Raw genomic sequence first — 16368 nt, 5'->3', positions numbered from 1 at the left:
TTGTTGTCGGTCCGCCACCACGTCCGACATTTTCCGCGGAACGATGCGTTCCGACAACAGTGTTGCATTCGCTCCCGGAATCTTGTTGACCGCCTGCATCTTGTGACCTAGGGTTCCTTACCCTCGAAAATGCCTCGCTCCCGGCGTCGGAACGCCGCTGATTCCGCGACATTGGACCGGACGTGGAACGTCCTCTCTGTCCGGAATCGGTTCGCTGTCCGACTGGTTCCGTGTTTCCTGCAACGCCCCTCGGACGCGACCGTCCTCTCGGGGCGCCGGGGGAACCGCGCCATCCTCCGTAAGGCGCTGGATGTGCATCTGGCAAGAGAGTCTACGAGACATGAATCAGGGCTCGCTTCTCGTCGTCGACGACGACCGGCCGTTGCTGGAAGCAATGGCCGACTACCTCCGCAGTCTGGGACACCGCACCGAGACCGCCAGCACGGTCCGGGATGCGATGGCCCGGATGAAGGAATATCCGTTTGACGCCGTCATCTGCGACGTCAATCTCCCCGATCAAGACGGCTTCACGCTGCTGGAATGGGGCGTGCAGGCCGTTCCGGAGACCGCCATCATCCTGCTGACGGGCTTCGGCACGATCGAAAGCGCCGTCGAAGCCATCCGGCTGGGGGCCTTCGACTACCTGACCAAGCCCCTCGTCGAGGACGAACTCAACTTCTCGATCCAGCGGGCGCTGGGGCAGCGACAGATCGTTGCGGAGAACAAACAGCTCAAAGCGCAGCTCAACCAGCGATTCGGTCTCGGGAACATCATCGGGCACGATTACCGCATGCTCAAGATGTTCGACCTGATCGAGAGCGTCGCCGACACGCGGACGACCGTGCTGGTGCTGGGCGAAAGCGGCACCGGCAAGACGATGACGGCCCGCGCGATCCACCAGCTCAGCAACCGCCGGGATAAGCCGTTCATCGAAGTCGCCTGCGGGGCGCTCCCCGATTCCCTGCTCGAAAGCGAACTGTTCGGCCACGTCGCGGGCGCCTTCACCAGCGCCAACAGCGACCGCGTCGGCAAGTTCCTGCAGGCCCAGGGGGGGACGATCTTTCTCGACGAAATCGGCACGGCCTCTCCCAGTCTGCAGGTCAAACTGCTGCGGGTCCTCCAGGACCGCGAGTTCGAACCGGTCGGCGGCAACAAGACGCACAAGATCGACGTCCGGATGATCCTGGCCACGAATGCGGACCTCGAAGAGGAAGTCCGCAAGGGCCGGTTCCGCCAGGATCTGTACTACCGGATCAACGTGGTGACGATCACTCAGCCGTCGCTCCGCGAACGACTGGGGGATATCCCGCTGCTCGCCGAGCACTATCTCAAGGAATTCCTCGAACAGACCGGCAAGAAGATCAACGGCTTCAGCGAAGAAGCGATCCACGTCATGCAGCGGTATCGCTGGCCCGGCAACGTGCGAGAACTGGTCAATGTCGTCGAACGGGCGGTCGTGCTGACCAAGAACACGGTGATTCAGGTCCAGGACCTCCCGGACGCGTTGCGGACCGAGGAATTCCACCCGGACTTCGCCGGCCGCCTCGGCAGCGGGGCCTCTTCGCTGAAGGCCGCCCTCGCGTCCCCGGAGAAGCAGCTCATTCTCGACGCCCTGGAAGCCCACGGCTGGAACCGTCAGGAAACCGCCGACTTCCTGGGCATCAACCGCACGACCCTCTACAAGAAGATGAAGAAATATGGCGTCTCCTTCGAGCGCCAATTGATCCCGTAACGGGCCTTGCCCCTGCACCACGACGGGCCGATGCCCCGGGCGGTTTCAATCGTCCCGGGGCATTTTTTTTTGCGCCGCGTCGCAGCTTGAATGTCGAGTTGAGGGAGTAGCGAGTAGGGAGTAGCGAATAGCCAGAGGCAGTTGCTCAGAGATCGCCTTTTTCTGGCGACTCGCTATTCCCTATTCCCTGCTCGCTATTCGCTCCCCTGGAGCACTCTCAGACGAGGGCCGGGTCGCAGACGATGGCGCGATACATCGTCCGGGTCACGCGAAAGCCGACGTCGCGATACAGCTCGACGGCCGGCTCGTTCGCCGCGGTCACTTCCAGCGACACGCGCTTGAGGCCATGCTCCTGAAAACCGAGCAGTGCCCGCTGGACCAGGGAACGTCCAAGCCCCTGGCCGCGGAATTCCGGCAGGACGCCGACGTTCTGCACGGCGCCGGACTGTTCCGAGACCGCCAGGCCCTGGATCGTGCCGCAGTCGACCGGCAGTCCGGCAGCGTCCTCGCTGACGATCAGCCACGTGGCGGATGGCAGAAACGTCGGCTGCAGGGCGATTTCCCGCACCAGCCGCAGGCAGCCGACGAAGTCCCCGAGGCAGGGAAAGACTTCCGAATCGACTTCGTGCTCAAAGGCGTGACACTTCACGCCGGCATGGCGCTCGGCGGTGCTTTCGTTCCACGGGACCCACGCAAAACCTGCCGGCAATACGGGCACCACCAGATCGACCTGTCGCAGGTCGATCTCCATCCGGAACCGCTTGAAGTACCGCAGGGGCATGGTTCTTGGTACGGCCTGCGGCCTTTTGAGAATTGGTGCTTGGAACTTTGATTCTGGGGAATCTGATTCCCGTCCTTCGATCTTTGCCAGTCTAGACGGCAGACGGTGCGTGTCAATTCGTGTTCGTCGGCAATCGGATTCGTCAGTCGCCGACGTCCAACGATTCTCGCGAGGATGAGGCCGGGGCGAGAAGCGACGAGCCAACCTCAGCCGCGACCCAGGTACGCCTGGTCACGTGGCAGGACGATGGCTTCCAGAAAATTGACGTCATCCGGCAAGGTCACCATCGCCAGGGCGGCCCGGGCGATGGTCTCGGCGGACATCATGGGTTCATCGTCTGACTCTTGGCCCGATTCCTGCCGCCGCTCGACCATCACATTTCCCGGATGCAGGCAACTGCAGACCACGCCGAACGGGCGGGCATCGAGTGCGATCGCCTGCGTCAGTCCCCAGACGCCGAACTTGGCGGCAGAGTAAGGGGCGCTTCCTGCGCGCGGCCGCTGGGCGGAAATCGATCCGATATTCAGAATTCGACCTTTCCGGCGGAGCTTCATCCGGCGAAACGCGGCCCGGCTGCAGAGAAACGTCCCGGTCAGGCAGGAGCCGACGACGCGATTCCAGGCCTCCAGCGTCACTTCGTCGAGCGGACCGCCGTCGAAGGCCCCGGCGTTGTTGACCAGGATGTCGATCTGGCCGAACTGGGCGTCGATCTCGTCGAAGAACGCATCGACGTCTTCTTCGACGGAGACATCGGTCGGCCGCGCGAGGACCTCGGCTCCCGTCGCACGGAGCTCTGCGGCCACGGCTCCGAGCTTGTCGGGATTGCGGGCGCAGAGCGCCAGCCGGGCGCCTTCGGCCGCGAATAACGTCGCCAGCGCCTTGCCGATTCCCTGATTGGCTCCGGTAATCGCCACCACCTGACCGGCGAGTTTCGTCATCTGTGACTGTCCCCAATACTCGGATGTCGCGGCGTCATTCTCTGGGGATCAGTCCCAGCCAGTCGCGGTAGAGGAATTCCAGTCGCAATGTGAGCAGGGTGATGCGTCCCATGACCGTGTTGGCAAACGACGCCCCGAACGTGATCATCAGAACCCACACGCCATATCGCGAGGCGACGCCCAGCACCCCTTTGTGCTCGGCGGAGAAGTAGAAGTAGGCCAGGCAGGCCAGCACGCTGACCAGCAGGACGATGTTCCGGATGGAATCCCAGAACTGAAACGCCCGGACCCCTTCGACCTGCAGAAAGACGGCCAGCGGTTCCAGCGTGGCGCGAATCTGGCTGACGAAGTCGGAGTCGAGAAACAGCACCAGCCGCAGGCCCGCGGTAATCCCCACAATGAACGCCAGCGGCCAGCGTGAGAGCCAGGCCATGCCGGGAATCAGCCGGCTGAACAGCAGCAGTCCGAGCAGCATCGGCACCAGGTAGGTAGAGTCGGCCGGCTGATCGGCGGGGATGCCCGGGGCGGCCCAGGCCCGGGCGACGTCCGGCGCCACCTTCACCAGCAGCTTGCCGACAATAACGTCCCAGAACTGCGAAACCGCCCAGTACCCCGCCGACACGCCGACGACGATCGATTCGGCGAACTTGTAGAACGGATTATCGCGATACAAGTACGAGAAGATGCATAGGGTGAAAAACGCCGCGATCCATAGGCCGACCGTTCGGACCGGACTGAAGACGGCCCCTTCCGCGGCAGGGTCGGCATTTCGATACTGGACGATCTCGACAGGCGAACGATCAGGGTCGTCAGCCTTCGGCTCCACCACCAGCACGGTCTTCTCGACGTAGACCTGCCCCCAGGTCTGGTTTCGCACCTGTGCCACGATCGCCCGGCCGGCGAGAAAACCGCCCCCCAGCACCACCATCAACGTCCAGACCCAGACTTTCTGATTCATCGGCCGGTCCTCCGACGATTCCAGAAGTGGAGTACGTTCCCCAGAACGATCAGCCCGATCACCACGCGGTGACCGAAGAGCTGCGGCCCCATCCGGCGAATCCCACGCACGGGGAGGTCTTTCGTTTCGGGGTAGGCCGCCAGCACGGCGGCTTCGTATTCAGCGGCTCCCTTGATCGCCGCCATCAACCCGAACATCTGGTTGGGGAAATAGGGGTAGAGCTGCGGAGCCGCGACCCCGGTGCAGCCGCCGGCAATCGGAATCCGATACGGCGTACCTGCGTACTGGATCCACTCCTTAAGGCCCGGAAATCCCGCGGACAGGGAGACGATCATCGACATATCCTTCGCTCCTTTGACCCCTTCCATGATCGGCAGCGTCCCCAGGGGATTGCCGCGCACGTCGGAGTCGCGGGCGGCGGAAATGTCTGCGGCCAGCAGCTTGGCGGCGATCGCTTCGCCGGGCGCGTAGCCCAGATTGACGTAGTCCTTGCCGTATTCGTACTTCTGGTCCTTGAACTCCTCCTCGACGACCTGCTGGAGCTTCCGGTCCATCAGAGGCGCGCCGGTTGGCCACAGGGTCACGGCATAGACCTTGAGTCGCTTCAAACAGGCGTGCCGCAGCACGGCGGTTGCCATAGGATCGAGTTCGGCCGCTGAGTTCGGGTCGTAATCGAAGGCCAGCAGGATCCGCGAGCCGGGCTCGAGTGCGTCGATCCGGTCGAACATCCGCTGCGTCAGCAGCGTCGGTTTTTCGGGGAAGGTCGCCTGGGTCAAGACGGGGATCGACACCGCCACGAAGATCGCGACGAAGATCCACCTCCGATCGAGCGCGTTCAGCCACTCCAGTACCCGTTGTCCGTTCATGCGTCCCTCCCGCGGGAAGTCTGAGTTCGCCTGAAGTGCATCTCAGTCTCCCGAGCCGAGGTAGGAACGGTCCTGCAGCAGCAGAATCCGGAGCGAAGTCGCCGCCACCCCCAGCGCGATGCCGATCATGATCGCCCGTTGGCCGGCGGTGTTGAACACCGACATGATCGTCATCGTCATGCCGGGGATCGTCAGCCCGGAGAGCCAGTCGGGGAGGAACGAGGTGAGCACGGTGCCGTCATAGGTCCTCCCGAGCAGTACGATAAATGCCGTGACGAGGAGCACAATCGCTTCGGTGTTCTTGGCCCGAAAGGCGCGGAAGGCGGCGGAGGCGACATAGAACGCCAGGAGGGCGAACATGGTGGAGACGAGCGGGCTCATCGCATACTCGTAGATCCACCAGAAGACGCTCCCCTCTTCCATATAGGCCCCCGACCACGGATGGCGGGCCGCATTCTCGGCGGGGGAAACCCCCAGTTTGAGCATTCCGACGACGGAGGTGATCAGAAACGCGGCGATGGTGACGACCGAGTAGCCCCAGCCGGATTCCTGGTCGGACACTTTCTTCAGGTGATGCAGCACGAGGTTCGAGCAGCCATACAGCAGCGAGATGGCCGCGATGACCTGAAACCACTCCTCGGCGGTCTGCTGCCAGGAGCGAAGCGGCGGCGCGAAAAACGCGACGACCATCACCCAGCCCACAATGGCCGCCAGAAGCATCGGTACGAAACGTTTCATAGCCAGCCCCGACTATCCGAGTATGCCGCGTTTGAGGAACTCCACCGCCGCCGTCAGGCCGTCGCCCCCCACCACCGCTTGCGCCGTCACCAGTCCGCTGCCAATCAGCAGCAGCGCTGCCGCGAGAATCTTGCCCAGGTCCTGACCGCGGAGAATCCCTAACTGGTGGGGTTCCCCGGAGAGGTAGGCGGAGGCGGCAAACAGTTCTTCGCCGATCAGCGTGTAGTCGCAGGCCGCCACGAAGAAGGGCATCTGCGAAGCCTCGGCCGTCCCGGCGACCTGGATTGCCCCGATGGAATTCCCGGTTTCCGCCAGAAGCAGGGATTCCGCGAAGAATTTTCCCAGATAGAAGCAGGCCGCCGGCTTCTCCCGCTGCATCCAGCCGCAGACGTAGGCCACGTAGCCGAACTGCTCGTCGGTGACGTAGTAGATGTGATCCTCGGCGTAGGCTTCGGGACGACCCGCCGCCAGGGCCGCCGCCTCGGCGATTTCGCGGGCTGACGTCATGACCAGAGTTCGCGACGTCGGGACTTCCAGTTGCGTGTCGTATTCGGCGGCAGTCCGGGCAACGGTCGACAGGACGGTCAGGCCGGCGACGGTTTCGATTTCGTTGATGTCGACGATGCCGGGCACGAAGAGGACCGGTCGGCCCATTTCCGTCGAGCGACCGACGGCTTCCTCCAGCGCCTGCAGTCCGGCGATCGGCCGGACATAGATCGGCTTGCCCCGCCGGGCCAGTTCCGTGCAGACGACAACCGCTCCGCAGACGAACAGCAGAATACCCAGGAACCCGGTCCGCCCGAAATCGAACCAGTTCACAACAGGTCGCGTCGCGCCGCTGCCGACGACCTCCGCCGAGGCGCTGTTGCCCGGGCCAATCGCCCGGACGGCGTACTGATAGTCCTGCTTCGTCGAGCAATCGGGATCGAGATAAACCGTTTCTCCGAAAGCCGTCAGCGAGCGGCGCTCCTGGAGTTCCCCTTCGGCCCCGTCGGCCGCCGGTTCGGTCCAGCGGCGGATGACTTCGTACTTGAGGACCCGCCGGGGATCGGCGTCGGCCACATCGTCGGGCGAGAGTTGCCAGGTGATTCGCAGTCCGTTGCCGGCATCATTCGGAGCGTCGGCGACGACCACTTCACTCGGCGGCGCCAGCATCTCCTGCGCCTCGGCGGGCAGGCCCCAGGCACAGGCCAGCAGCCCGATCGCCAGACCGATTCCTTTCCCGGCTATGGTCATGGCCTACCCCTCAATCAGTTCGACGTTGGCCCGCGGCACCACCACTTTCGGCCCGGCCTGGAGCTGGACTTCCACGACGCGGGCCTTCGAACCGGACTCCAGCCAGGCCGGCTCGTTCGGCAGTCCGGCGACGGTTCCCAGCGCTCCGAAGCCCGGTTCGCGAATGATCCGGACGGGGACTCCCACTTCCAGCAGTCCTGCGCCGGCGGACTCCGCCGTCAATCGGCCGGTCGCATCATCCAGCGGAATCAGGATTTCCGGCCGCATGACACCCGCGCGGATCTGCGTGGCGCCGTTGACCGCGACGTTGTCGCCGGCGTGACTGCGAAGCAGATCAAAGGTCCGTCGAGCCATCGCGATCTCGCCGAATCCCTCGGTAATGATCAGCGATGTTCCCAGTTTTTCCGTTCCAGTGACCGCGACTCCCAGGTCGTAGCCCAGGATTTCTCGCAAATCCTGGTCGTCCATGCCGCCGGCGATTACGGCGGAGACTCGCAGTTTGATCGCCTTGCGGATGGCGTCACCCGTCATCCGGCGTCCGGCGACGAGGACCTTGCCGGCGTGTTCGGGGCGGATCTGTTCGTCGGTCAAATCGTCTTCCGGGCCGGCTGAGACCGTGACGAGCTCCCCGTAGGCCTCGCCGCCGATGCCGAAAATGCCCTGAATAAATGCCGCGGGAGCCTCGATCACGACCCCTTCGTGCGGCAGCACCTCGACCACCGTCCCGCGCAGATAAGCCAGAACCTCCACGGCGAGCGGCGCACCGCGAAGCAGGACTTGACCGGTGACTTTGGAAATCGATTCGAGCGTCCCGGTCGCCGGAGCCGGGGTCTGAGTCCGGAACAGTCCGAAGATGCCGGGGGACTCTGCGAGCAGGTCGCCTTTTTTGACCTGCTCGCCTTCCTGAAATTTCAGGCAATGAGGGAGTTCCCCGGGTGAGACTCCCAGCAGTCGCGCCAGGTTGACCGGAACGGCGTCGCCGGGCATCAGCGTCCGGGCGACGACGTCCTGCGCTTCGACGCGATCGCCGACGCGAACCAGAACTTCGCCGGCGATCGGCAGCAGCCGGCGGCGACGCCAGACGCCGCCGCGCGACACCATCAATCCCGGAGTGTAAGCCTGCGCCATGCCGTTACTCCTCCGGATACATGCTGATGGCGCTGTTCCACCGGCGGACTTTCCGCCGGGACTCGACGGGATCTGACGGCAATCGGAGCGGCCGGCCCCGTCCGTCGAGGACGATCCCCACTTCGCCGCCGCGAACTTCGCGTTCCAGCGCGACACCCGGTCCCGCACCGACGTTGAAGCGTCGGGCCGGCTCCAGCGTGACTACGGCGGTCCGGTCGGCCGGCAGCGGCAACCGTTTCCAGTCGCCGAAGGCGAGCTCGCCCCGTTCGTCGAGTCCGCCCCCCTGAATGCGGTAACGCAGGCAGACCTCGCCGTCGTGGGCCAGACCCGCCGGGGCAATGCAGGTTCCCAGGTAGACCAGGCAATCTCGCTCGAAGACGTCCATCGCCGCCTGCGGGTGGACCTGCGCCAGCACGCCCAGGTGGGGCATCATGAAGATGCTGTCTTTGGCCAGCCGGGTGATTCCCTCCGGTTCGAAGGCATCGATCAGCATTGCCGCGGTCTGCTCCATCCGGGGCGCATGCGACAGCACGCCGCCCGAGGCCACCAGGAGGTCGAGGGCCATGTTGTCGACGATCGAGCGGTCCCCTGTCTCCTGCGCGAACATGTCTCCGACCGAGCGCTGTTGCTGGACGCCGCGAAGGTCGACCGCGAAGCTCCGATGCTGAATGTAGGACAATCGCAGGGCTTCGCGCGCGACGGCCTGCTCGAACATCAGCGCTTCGAGCGTCTGCGGGATCGTCGTCGGCCGGATCATCTTGTTCTTGACGCGGTTTCGCAGCTCGCGCTCGTTGGTGTCGTACGGCACCCAGCGCAGGATCGACTCCAGCCCCGCTTCGGCACAGACGTTGGAGATGGAATAGCTCATCCCCAGGTTGGCGCTCACGGTGCGATTGAAGACGCTGTGGAAGACGCTGAAGACGTCGGTGGTGGCTCCGCCGATATCGACGCCGACCGCGTTGATCCCCTGCCGTTCGGCGATCGTCCGCAGGATGTCTCCGACCGCGCCGGGGGTCGGCATGATCGGCGTATCCGCCCAGTCCATCAGCTTGTCGTAACCGGGGGCGTGGGCCATCACATGTTCGAGGAACAGATCGTGAATCCGGTCCCGAGCCGGGGCCAGATTCTCCCGCTCCAGAACTGGTCGTACGTTGTCGACGACCGACAATTCGGCGACCTCGCCCAGCACGCGGCGGACGTCGACGGCGGCTTCGCGATTCCCGGCATAGATCACCGGCATCTTGAACTGCCCGCCGAATCGCGGCTGCGGCTTGGCGGGTGCGATCAGCTCGGCCAGTTGCACGACGTGCCGCCGGGTGCCGCCATCGGTCCCGCCGGCGAGCAGGATCATGTCGGGCCGAAGTTCGCGGATGCGCTGGATCTGTTCGAACGGCCGGCGTTTGTCGTTCGACGCGAGCGTCTCCATGACGATCGCTCCCGCCCCGAGGGCCGCCCGCTCGGCGCTGGCGGCGGTCATCTGGCGGACGACGCCCGCGACGAGCATCTGCAGCCCGCCCCCGGCGCTGGAGGTGCTGATATAGATGTCGCAGCCGTCGTTGCCCTGCGACGGGCGGATCAGCAGACCGTTTTCGTCAACCAGCCGTCGCCCGGCGAGTTCCCCGACTTCGGTGGCGGCGTTGATGACGCCCATCGTCACGTCGGCGATGGGCTCTTCGACGGTGGTGGGGGCTTCGCCGCGGAACGTCTGACGGTAAACGCCGTCGACTTTCTCGATCAGAATGGCCTTGGTTGTCGTACTGCCGCAATCGGTGGCGAGGATCACCTGCAGGGAATCGGGATCGATCGGCGGCTTGACCGCTGCGGAGTGCAGTCCGTTTCCCTCGGCCATAAGGCGCTCCCGTCAGGCTCCGTCAACCACCCTGAAACTGCTCGATGTCCGACTTCCTCGGATTCGCGGCTCCCGCATCTGACTGCGGAGAACGACTTTCGGTACGACCCAGAATCTCCAGCCGCCGGGAAAGGTACTCGATTGCCCCGCGATGTTCCAGAAACCGCCCGATTTCGCGAATCTGCGTCTCGGTGAGCATCAGCCCCAGCCACGGCTGCAGGACCGGGAGCGACTGTCCCGCCAGTGAGCCGAGCGGAGCCGAGGATTGCAGCGCTACCTGCAGCGGCAGTTCCATCCCCCGGGCAATCGCCCAGCGACAGACTTTGTCGATCAGTTCGAGCTGAACCGGGGTCGGCTCGCACGGTCCCTGAGGCCCCGTGGCGAAGGCATGCTGCAGCCAGCCCCAGACGCTCCTGGTCACGGCGTTCCCTTTCGAGGCTCAAAACGACCGACGGGATAACCGGTGGCGTAGGAAATCACGAACTCGCCGTTCGCTGTTTGATAACGGACTGCCTCATCCTTCCGTTCGAAATCGGTGGGCGTCATCCGTCGGACGAACGCCTTGCCGTCTGTTCGCAGCACGTCTCCGGCGACCTGCAGCACGATTTCGGTCCGGTTTCCGAGCGGATGACCGGCGCTGGTGAAGACTTTGCCGTCAAGGTCGCCCGGAGTTACGAACCTGGCCTGCACGTCCAGCCGGGCGGCCTGTAGATTGGCAACCAGTTCTTCGGCGTCGGCAAACGGGCACGTCGCGTCCTGCACGCCGTGGACGCAGAAGATCTTCGTCGCGGTCCCGAGCTGACGCATCGCTTCCAGGTGAGCGGGATTTCCGACAAAGCGAAGGGCCTGCTCGTCGGGCGACAAGTAGTTCGGCGCAGCGGGATCGTTGCTGTAACGGGCGTTGAGCGTGCTGCCGCCTGGCAGGTGGAAGGCGATATCGTCGCTGAGCTTTTTCATGCCGCACATGTCGACGATGGCGGTGAATGTTCGCGGGGCGAGCTTGTTCGCCATCAGCGTGACGTTTCCGCCGCCGGAGCCGCCGGTCGAGTAGATCCGCCCGTCGTCGAAGACGATACCTCGGGTCTGCAGCCCGTGCCGGACGATCCAGAGGGCCCGCAGGGCGTCGAGCGCCTGGAGATAGCCGTAATCGTAGGGTTCGGCCGCTTCGATGGCGTCGGCCTTGCCGCTCTGGAGGTAGTTCACGCAGATGGCGACGACGTTCAGCCGATCGGCGAGGGCCTGCGGCGCGGCGGTGCCGACGCAATCCGTGCCTCCCCAGTTGTGCAGCGTCAACATCAGGCCGGTATCGGGTTTGACGCCTGCGAGCATGCCGCCGGGGTAGTGGATCAGGACTCGGACGCTTCGCGGCCCGGGGCGGCGGGGCCATTCCTGCGCGGGGATCTCGACTGCCGCGTTGTTCTGCGGCAGGTCGGGCCAAGGGTCCTGTGCGTGGAGGTTCAGGCCGCAGAGGACCAGCAGCACGGAGAGAGAGATCGCCCAGGGCTTACGCCGCTGGGCGACTTTGATTCGCCCCTGCCGGGGCTCAGGAGCTGTCGCCGGGACGGTCATGGTACGTTCCTGGCTTTGATTCGCATCCATTCGTGCGATTCGTGGTTGTCGCCTGTTGTCCGGCAATGATTGATGATTACAAGACGCCGAAGCGTTCGTAGGCGGCCAGGGCCTTCATGCCGCCGCGAATGGCGTCGCGCGTGACGTTCTCGGCATGGACTTTGTTCCAGGCCCGCCGGATGGCTTCCACTTCCACGGCTTGCGGCACGACGACGACGCCGTCTTCGTCGGCGAAGACCAGATCGCCGGGGCTGAACCGGACGCCTTCGATTTCGACGGGGACGTCGACGTCGATGACCCGCTGGCGATTCTGACTGTCGTAGACGCAGGTTCCGCGGGCAAAGACCGGGAATCCCATCTCTCGAATTTTTGCGACGTCGCGGATGGCGCCGTCGATGATGGCGCCGCCGCAGCCGCTGTTGCCAGCGGCCGTCGAGAGCAGCTCTCCCCAGATCCCCGATCGCATCGAGCCGCCGGCAGCGGCGATCAGGACGTCGTCCGGCTTGCAGGAGTCGACGGCCCGCAGCTCGAGGTCGTAGGGGCGGGGATCTTCATGGGCCATGTCGGCCCAGAGAGTGGTTTTACAGCGACCGACGAGAATCTGGCCGGTCGTGTAGGGTTTGAGAAGAAGACGCGGTGACTGGTGCGGAAAACCGAGAGAATCCAGTGCATCGGACACAACTGCCGCATACAGAGACTCCCGCATCATCGGGAGGGTGATCAGGTCCGGGGCGGTTGCCATTCGAGTTTTCCCGAGTCGGAGTGTTGCGAAGTCCGTTGATGATCTAACATCAAAGCTCGTTGATTTTCCACCAACCGCAGATTTCGACCATCCGGGGAGTCCGCCGTATGTTCCGAGTCGGCATCGTGGCCCTGCTGCAGGAATCGAACACATTCCTCCCCGGCAAGACCACGCTCGAGCATTTCCAGCAGGAGTTACTCGTTCGCGGCAGGGACGTTCGCCAGCACTTTGTCGGAGGGCACCACGAGGTCAGCGGTTTCTTCGCTGAGCTGGAACGCCGGGGAATCGAGGCCGTCCCCATCTTCGCAGCTCGCGCCGTCCCGTTCGGCACGGTCACGCGAGCGACTTACGCCCTGCTGTTGCAGGAACTGCTGCAGGAGCTCGAATCAGCCGGGCGGCTGGACGGCGTCCTGGTCGCTCCGCACGGCGCCACGGTGAGCGAGGATGTCCCCGACGTCGACGGCGACTGGCTCACCGCCGTGCGCCATAAGGTCGGGCCGCAGGTTCCGATCATCGGAACGATGGACCCGCATGTCAATCTTTCGCCGGCGATGGTCGCCGCGACCGACGCGCTGGTTGCGTATCGGACTAATCCCCATATCGACCAGTTCCAACGGGGCGTCGAAGCGGCGGTGCTGATGGCCCGGACGCTGACGGGCGAGATTCAGCCTGTGCAAGCGGCGGCGTTCCCGCCGATGCTGATCAACATCGAACGCCAGTGCACATCGGAATCCCCCTGCCGCGAACTGGTCCAGGAGTTCGAGGCGGTGCGCGGTCAGCGGGGAGTCCTTTCGACCAGCCTTCTGCTGGGCTTTCCCTACGCGGACGTGGCGGAAATGGGCTCCGCCAGTCTGGTCGTGGTCGATCGGGACGTTGCTCAGGCGCAGGCGCTGGCCAACGACCTGGCGAGCCAGATGTGGGATCTGCGGAGCGATCTGCAAGGGCGATTCATTTCCGTTCCAGACGCAGTCGGCCAGGCCGCGGGACTTCCATCGCCGGTCTGTCTGCTGGACATGGGGGATAATGTGGGAGGCGGCTCCCCGGCCGACGGGACCCTGCTGGCCATCGAACTGGAACGTCAGGGGCTGACGCCCTCGTTCGTCTGCATCAACGATCCGGACGCGGTCAGCACGTGCGAGGTGCTCGGTGTTGGAAGCGAGTTTTCGCTGGCGATGGGAGGACGCGTCGATCCGCTGCATGGTCCGCCCTGGACGACGGACGTCACGGTTCTGCAACTCGTCGACGGCCAGTTCGATGAACCGGAGGCCCGGCACGGTGGCCTGACGCACTTTGACATGGGCCGGACCGCGATCGTACGGACCGACAGCGGCCTGATCGTCATGCTGACGTCGCTGCGCACGCCGCCGTTCAGCCTCTGCCAACTGACGGCCTTCGGACTCGATCCGGCCGCATTCCGGGCGATTGTCGCGAAGGGGGTGAACGCGCCGCTGGCAGCGTATCAGCCGGTCTGCCCGTCGATGATCCGGGTCAACACGCCGGGCGTCACAATGGCGGACGTCACCGGGCTCCCCTATCATCATCGCCGCCGCCCGATGTATCCGTTCGAGCCGGAGACGGCCTGGACGCCGTGACCGACTGTCAAAGATCGAAGAGAAGATTTTACCGCAGAGGCACGGAGGACGCGGAGAAAACTAGGGCGTGTGGACATTCCTCTTTCGGAGATTTCCTGGAATTGCAATGATCTTGCGGCTTGAAACTGGTCATGGAGGACCTCGCAGTGCCGCCGCGACATGCTCTCACGGATGAACAATGGGATCGTATCCGGAATTTGCTTCCTGGAAAGCCGGGCGATCCCGGCCGGTCCGGGGAGGACAATCGGCTGTTCGTGGACGCCGTTTTGTACGTGGCCAAAACGGGAGTGCCCTGGCGCGATCTGCCGGAGCGTTTTGGCAACTGGAACTCCGTCTGGCGGCGGTTTGATCGCTGGTGCGAGAACGGGGTCTGGGAGGCCGTCGTCCGGGAGCTCGGCGAACTCGATCTTGAGGAACTGCAACTCGATTCGACATCGATCAAGGTCCATCTGGCCGCCGTTGGCGGCCGACGCGAAGCGGAGGAAAAAAAGAAGACGCGGACCGCCGTCGCGGCGTTGGCCGCTCTCGCGGAGGTCTGAACACCAAAATCCACGCGGCGGTGGAAAAGAACGGACATCTGGCGGCCATGCACCTGAGTCCCGGGCAGGACGGAGACGGCCCTCATGGCCGCGCGCTGCTCGAATCGTTCGAACCCGGACAAATCGAACACGTGATCGCAGATACGGCCTACGACGGAGATGAAACGCGAGACCAGATCCGGAAACTGCAGGCGAAAGCCTGCATCAAGCCCCACAAGAACCGCAAGACCAGGAAGCGCTACGACAAGCAGCGCTACAAACACCGCAACCAGGTGGAACGCTTCTTCAACCGCATCAAACAGTTTCGCCGCGTGGCCACACGTTACGAAAAGACCCTCGAAAACTTCGCCGGCTTCGTCTGGCTGGCGGCGCTCATGGTCGATGTCCTATGAATGTCCACACGCCCTAGGAGCGGACAGGATCGAGAATTGAAGTGCAGGAGGTGCATTAGACCGTGAGAGTTGCATTCGCGGAGCCCTGCCACTGACCACCGGCCACTGCCGACGGACAACTGACAGAACGCCTGATCGCGGACGGAGTTCGACATTCTCGCGTCGCATGCACTGCACAATTCCCCTTGAAGGATGGCCAATGAGTTTCTGGCGCTGGGCTGACGATCTGGATCCGATTCCTGCTGAGGCTCGTCTGACGTTGGGGGAGGGGGATACGCCACTCGTCCGGTCGCGTCGACTGGGGCCGTCGGTCGGCCTGCCGAACCTCTACTTCAAACTGGAATTCACCAATCCGTCGGGCTCGTACAAGGACCGCTTTGCGGTGATGGCGATCGCCGACATGGTGGCCCGCGGCAAGACGACGTGCATCGCCACCTCGAGCGGGAACACCGGGGCCTCTTTGGCGGCTTACTGCGCGCTGGCCGGTCTGAAGTGCGAAATCGCCATCGTCGAGGCGGCTCCGGAAGGGAAGCTCCAGCAGATGCTGGCCTACGGCGCCACGCTTTATAAGGTCCGAGGATTCGGCGTCGACAGCGACGTTTCCGATCGTGTATTCCGTTGCCTGAAGTCGCTGAGCTCCCGCCCCGAAGCGGAGATGCAGATCAGCGCCTTCCACTACTCGCCGGTCGGGATGACCGGCGTTTATACGCTGGCCTACGAGCTCGACGAGCAGGCGCCCGCTCCGTGGGATCACGTGTTCTGCATGGCCGGAGGCGGCGGGCTGACGCTGGCCGTGTCGCGCGGCTTCGCTCACCTGCTGGAGACCGGACGCCTGGCTCGGATGCCGCATGTCGAGTGCGTTCAACCGGCGGGGAATAGCACGATCGCCGGGCCGCTCCGCGAGGGAAAAGACTTTGCGGAGGCGACGCGTTGTACCTCCCGTATCAGCGGGCTCCAGGTCCCCAACGTGATTGACGGGAACGAGGTGATCGCGGCTCTCCGCGTCCACGGCGGGACGGGGCATCTGGTTTCGGACGAGCTGGTCTGGGAGACCCAGAAGCGGCTGGCGCGCGAAGAAGGGATTTTCTCCGAACCGGCTGGAGCGACTGCAGTGGCGGGTTGCCTGCAGGCGGCCAGCCAGGGGCTGCTCGATCCTCAGTCGCACGTGGTCTGCCTGGTCACAGGCTCGGCGTTCAAAGATCCGACCGCCCTTGAGGCGATGACCAGCGATTCGTCGTGCCCGATAATCGAGGTCGCAGAACTCGAACATCGCGTTGCCGAAGCCGGGTAACCGGTTTTGGCGATTCG

General features: G+C 64.2%; 16 protein-coding genes. 5 read left to right on the top strand and 11 right to left on the bottom strand.

All coding sequences use genetic code 11. From position 1 onward, the window contains the following. Positions 1-340 precede the first annotated feature (340 nt). Positions 341-1732 carry a sigma-54-dependent transcriptional regulator gene (locus SH412_RS06670; protein WP_336522733.1) on the top strand — a complete coding sequence of 464 codons (1392 nt, stop codon included), beginning with the start codon at positions 341-343 and terminating at the stop codon, positions 1730-1732. Positions 1733-1949: 217 nt separating this feature from the next. Here the strand turns inward: SH412_RS06670 and SH412_RS06665 are convergent, their stop codons facing one another. The 11 genes from SH412_RS06665 to SH412_RS06615 form a co-directional block, all read right to left on the bottom strand. After that, positions 1950-2513, bottom strand: a complete 564-nt coding sequence (locus SH412_RS06665) for a GNAT family N-acetyltransferase (protein ID WP_336522732.1) — start codon at positions 2511-2513, stop codon at positions 1950-1952. Between the two features lie 206 nt (positions 2514-2719). Further along, positions 2720-3451 carry an SDR family oxidoreductase gene (locus SH412_RS06660; RefSeq protein WP_336522731.1) on the bottom strand — a complete coding sequence of 244 codons (732 nt, stop codon included), beginning with the start codon at positions 3449-3451 and terminating at the stop codon, positions 2720-2722. A gap of 34 nt (positions 3452-3485) precedes the next feature. After that, positions 3486-4409, bottom strand: coding sequence for a hypothetical protein (locus tag SH412_RS06655; protein WP_336522730.1), 924 nt, complete (start codon positions 4407-4409; stop codon positions 3486-3488). Beyond that, positions 4406-5275 (bottom strand): hypothetical protein, encoded by an 870-nt coding sequence (locus SH412_RS06650; protein ID WP_336522729.1) that lies wholly within the window; start codon positions 5273-5275, stop codon positions 4406-4408. The genes SH412_RS06655 and SH412_RS06650 overlap by 4 nt, the downstream gene beginning before the upstream one ends. A 42-nt stretch (positions 5276-5317) precedes the next feature. Next, positions 5318-6013 (bottom strand): hypothetical protein, encoded by a 696-nt coding sequence (locus tag SH412_RS06645; protein WP_336522728.1) that lies wholly within the window; start codon positions 6011-6013, stop codon positions 5318-5320. Between the two features lie 12 nt (positions 6014-6025). Continuing rightward, positions 6026-7249 (bottom strand): DUF6754 domain-containing protein, encoded by a 1224-nt coding sequence (locus tag SH412_RS06640; RefSeq protein WP_336522727.1) that lies wholly within the window; start codon positions 7247-7249, stop codon positions 6026-6028. Positions 7250-7252: 3 nt separating this feature from the next. Then, positions 7253-8377, bottom strand: coding sequence for a hypothetical protein (locus tag SH412_RS06635; RefSeq protein WP_336522726.1), 1125 nt, complete (start codon positions 8375-8377; stop codon positions 7253-7255). A gap of 4 nt (positions 8378-8381) precedes the next feature. Next, the gene (locus tag SH412_RS06630; protein WP_336522725.1) at positions 8382-10226 is read right to left on the bottom strand and encodes a glutamate mutase L; all 1845 of its coding nucleotides are present in this window, start codon (positions 10224-10226) and stop codon (positions 8382-8384) included. Between the two features lie 22 nt (positions 10227-10248). Next, positions 10249-10647, bottom strand: coding sequence for a hypothetical protein (locus tag SH412_RS06625; protein WP_336522724.1), 399 nt, complete (start codon positions 10645-10647; stop codon positions 10249-10251). Then, positions 10644-11795, bottom strand: a complete 1152-nt coding sequence (locus SH412_RS06620) for an alpha/beta hydrolase family protein (protein ID WP_336522723.1) — start codon at positions 11793-11795, stop codon at positions 10644-10646. The genes SH412_RS06625 and SH412_RS06620 overlap by 4 nt, the downstream gene beginning before the upstream one ends. A 76-nt stretch (positions 11796-11871) precedes the next feature. Next, positions 11872-12537, bottom strand: coding sequence for an RraA family protein (locus SH412_RS06615; RefSeq protein WP_336522722.1), 666 nt, complete (start codon positions 12535-12537; stop codon positions 11872-11874). A 107-nt stretch (positions 12538-12644) separates the two neighbouring features. On the opposite strand from SH412_RS06615, the gene SH412_RS06610 reads away from it, so the two are divergent. From SH412_RS06610 to SH412_RS06595, 4 genes are all read left to right on the top strand, one after another. Then, the gene (locus tag SH412_RS06610) at positions 12645-14129 is read left to right on the top strand and encodes a M81 family metallopeptidase (protein WP_336522721.1); all 1485 of its coding nucleotides are present in this window, start codon (positions 12645-12647) and stop codon (positions 14127-14129) included. Between the two features lie 131 nt (positions 14130-14260). After that, on the top strand, positions 14261-14668 hold the full coding sequence (locus SH412_RS06605; RefSeq protein WP_336518887.1) for an IS5 family transposase: 408 nt from the start codon (positions 14261-14263) through the stop codon (positions 14666-14668). Continuing rightward, the gene (locus SH412_RS06600) at positions 14563-15060 is read left to right on the top strand and encodes an IS5 family transposase (RefSeq protein WP_336524152.1); all 498 of its coding nucleotides are present in this window, start codon (positions 14563-14565) and stop codon (positions 15058-15060) included. The genes SH412_RS06605 and SH412_RS06600 overlap by 106 nt, the downstream gene beginning before the upstream one ends. 199 nt (positions 15061-15259) lie before the next feature. Continuing rightward, positions 15260-16351 carry a pyridoxal-phosphate dependent enzyme gene (locus SH412_RS06595; RefSeq protein ID WP_336522720.1) on the top strand — a complete coding sequence of 364 codons (1092 nt, stop codon included), beginning with the start codon at positions 15260-15262 and terminating at the stop codon, positions 16349-16351. The last annotated feature ends 17 nt before the right edge of the window (positions 16352-16368 follow it).

The sequence above is a fragment of the Planctellipticum variicoloris genome (assembly GCF_030622045.1).
Classification (GTDB): domain Bacteria; phylum Planctomycetota; class Planctomycetia; order Planctomycetales; family Planctomycetaceae; genus Planctellipticum; species Planctellipticum variicoloris.
This window is presented reverse-complemented; position numbering and strand designations above follow the sequence as displayed.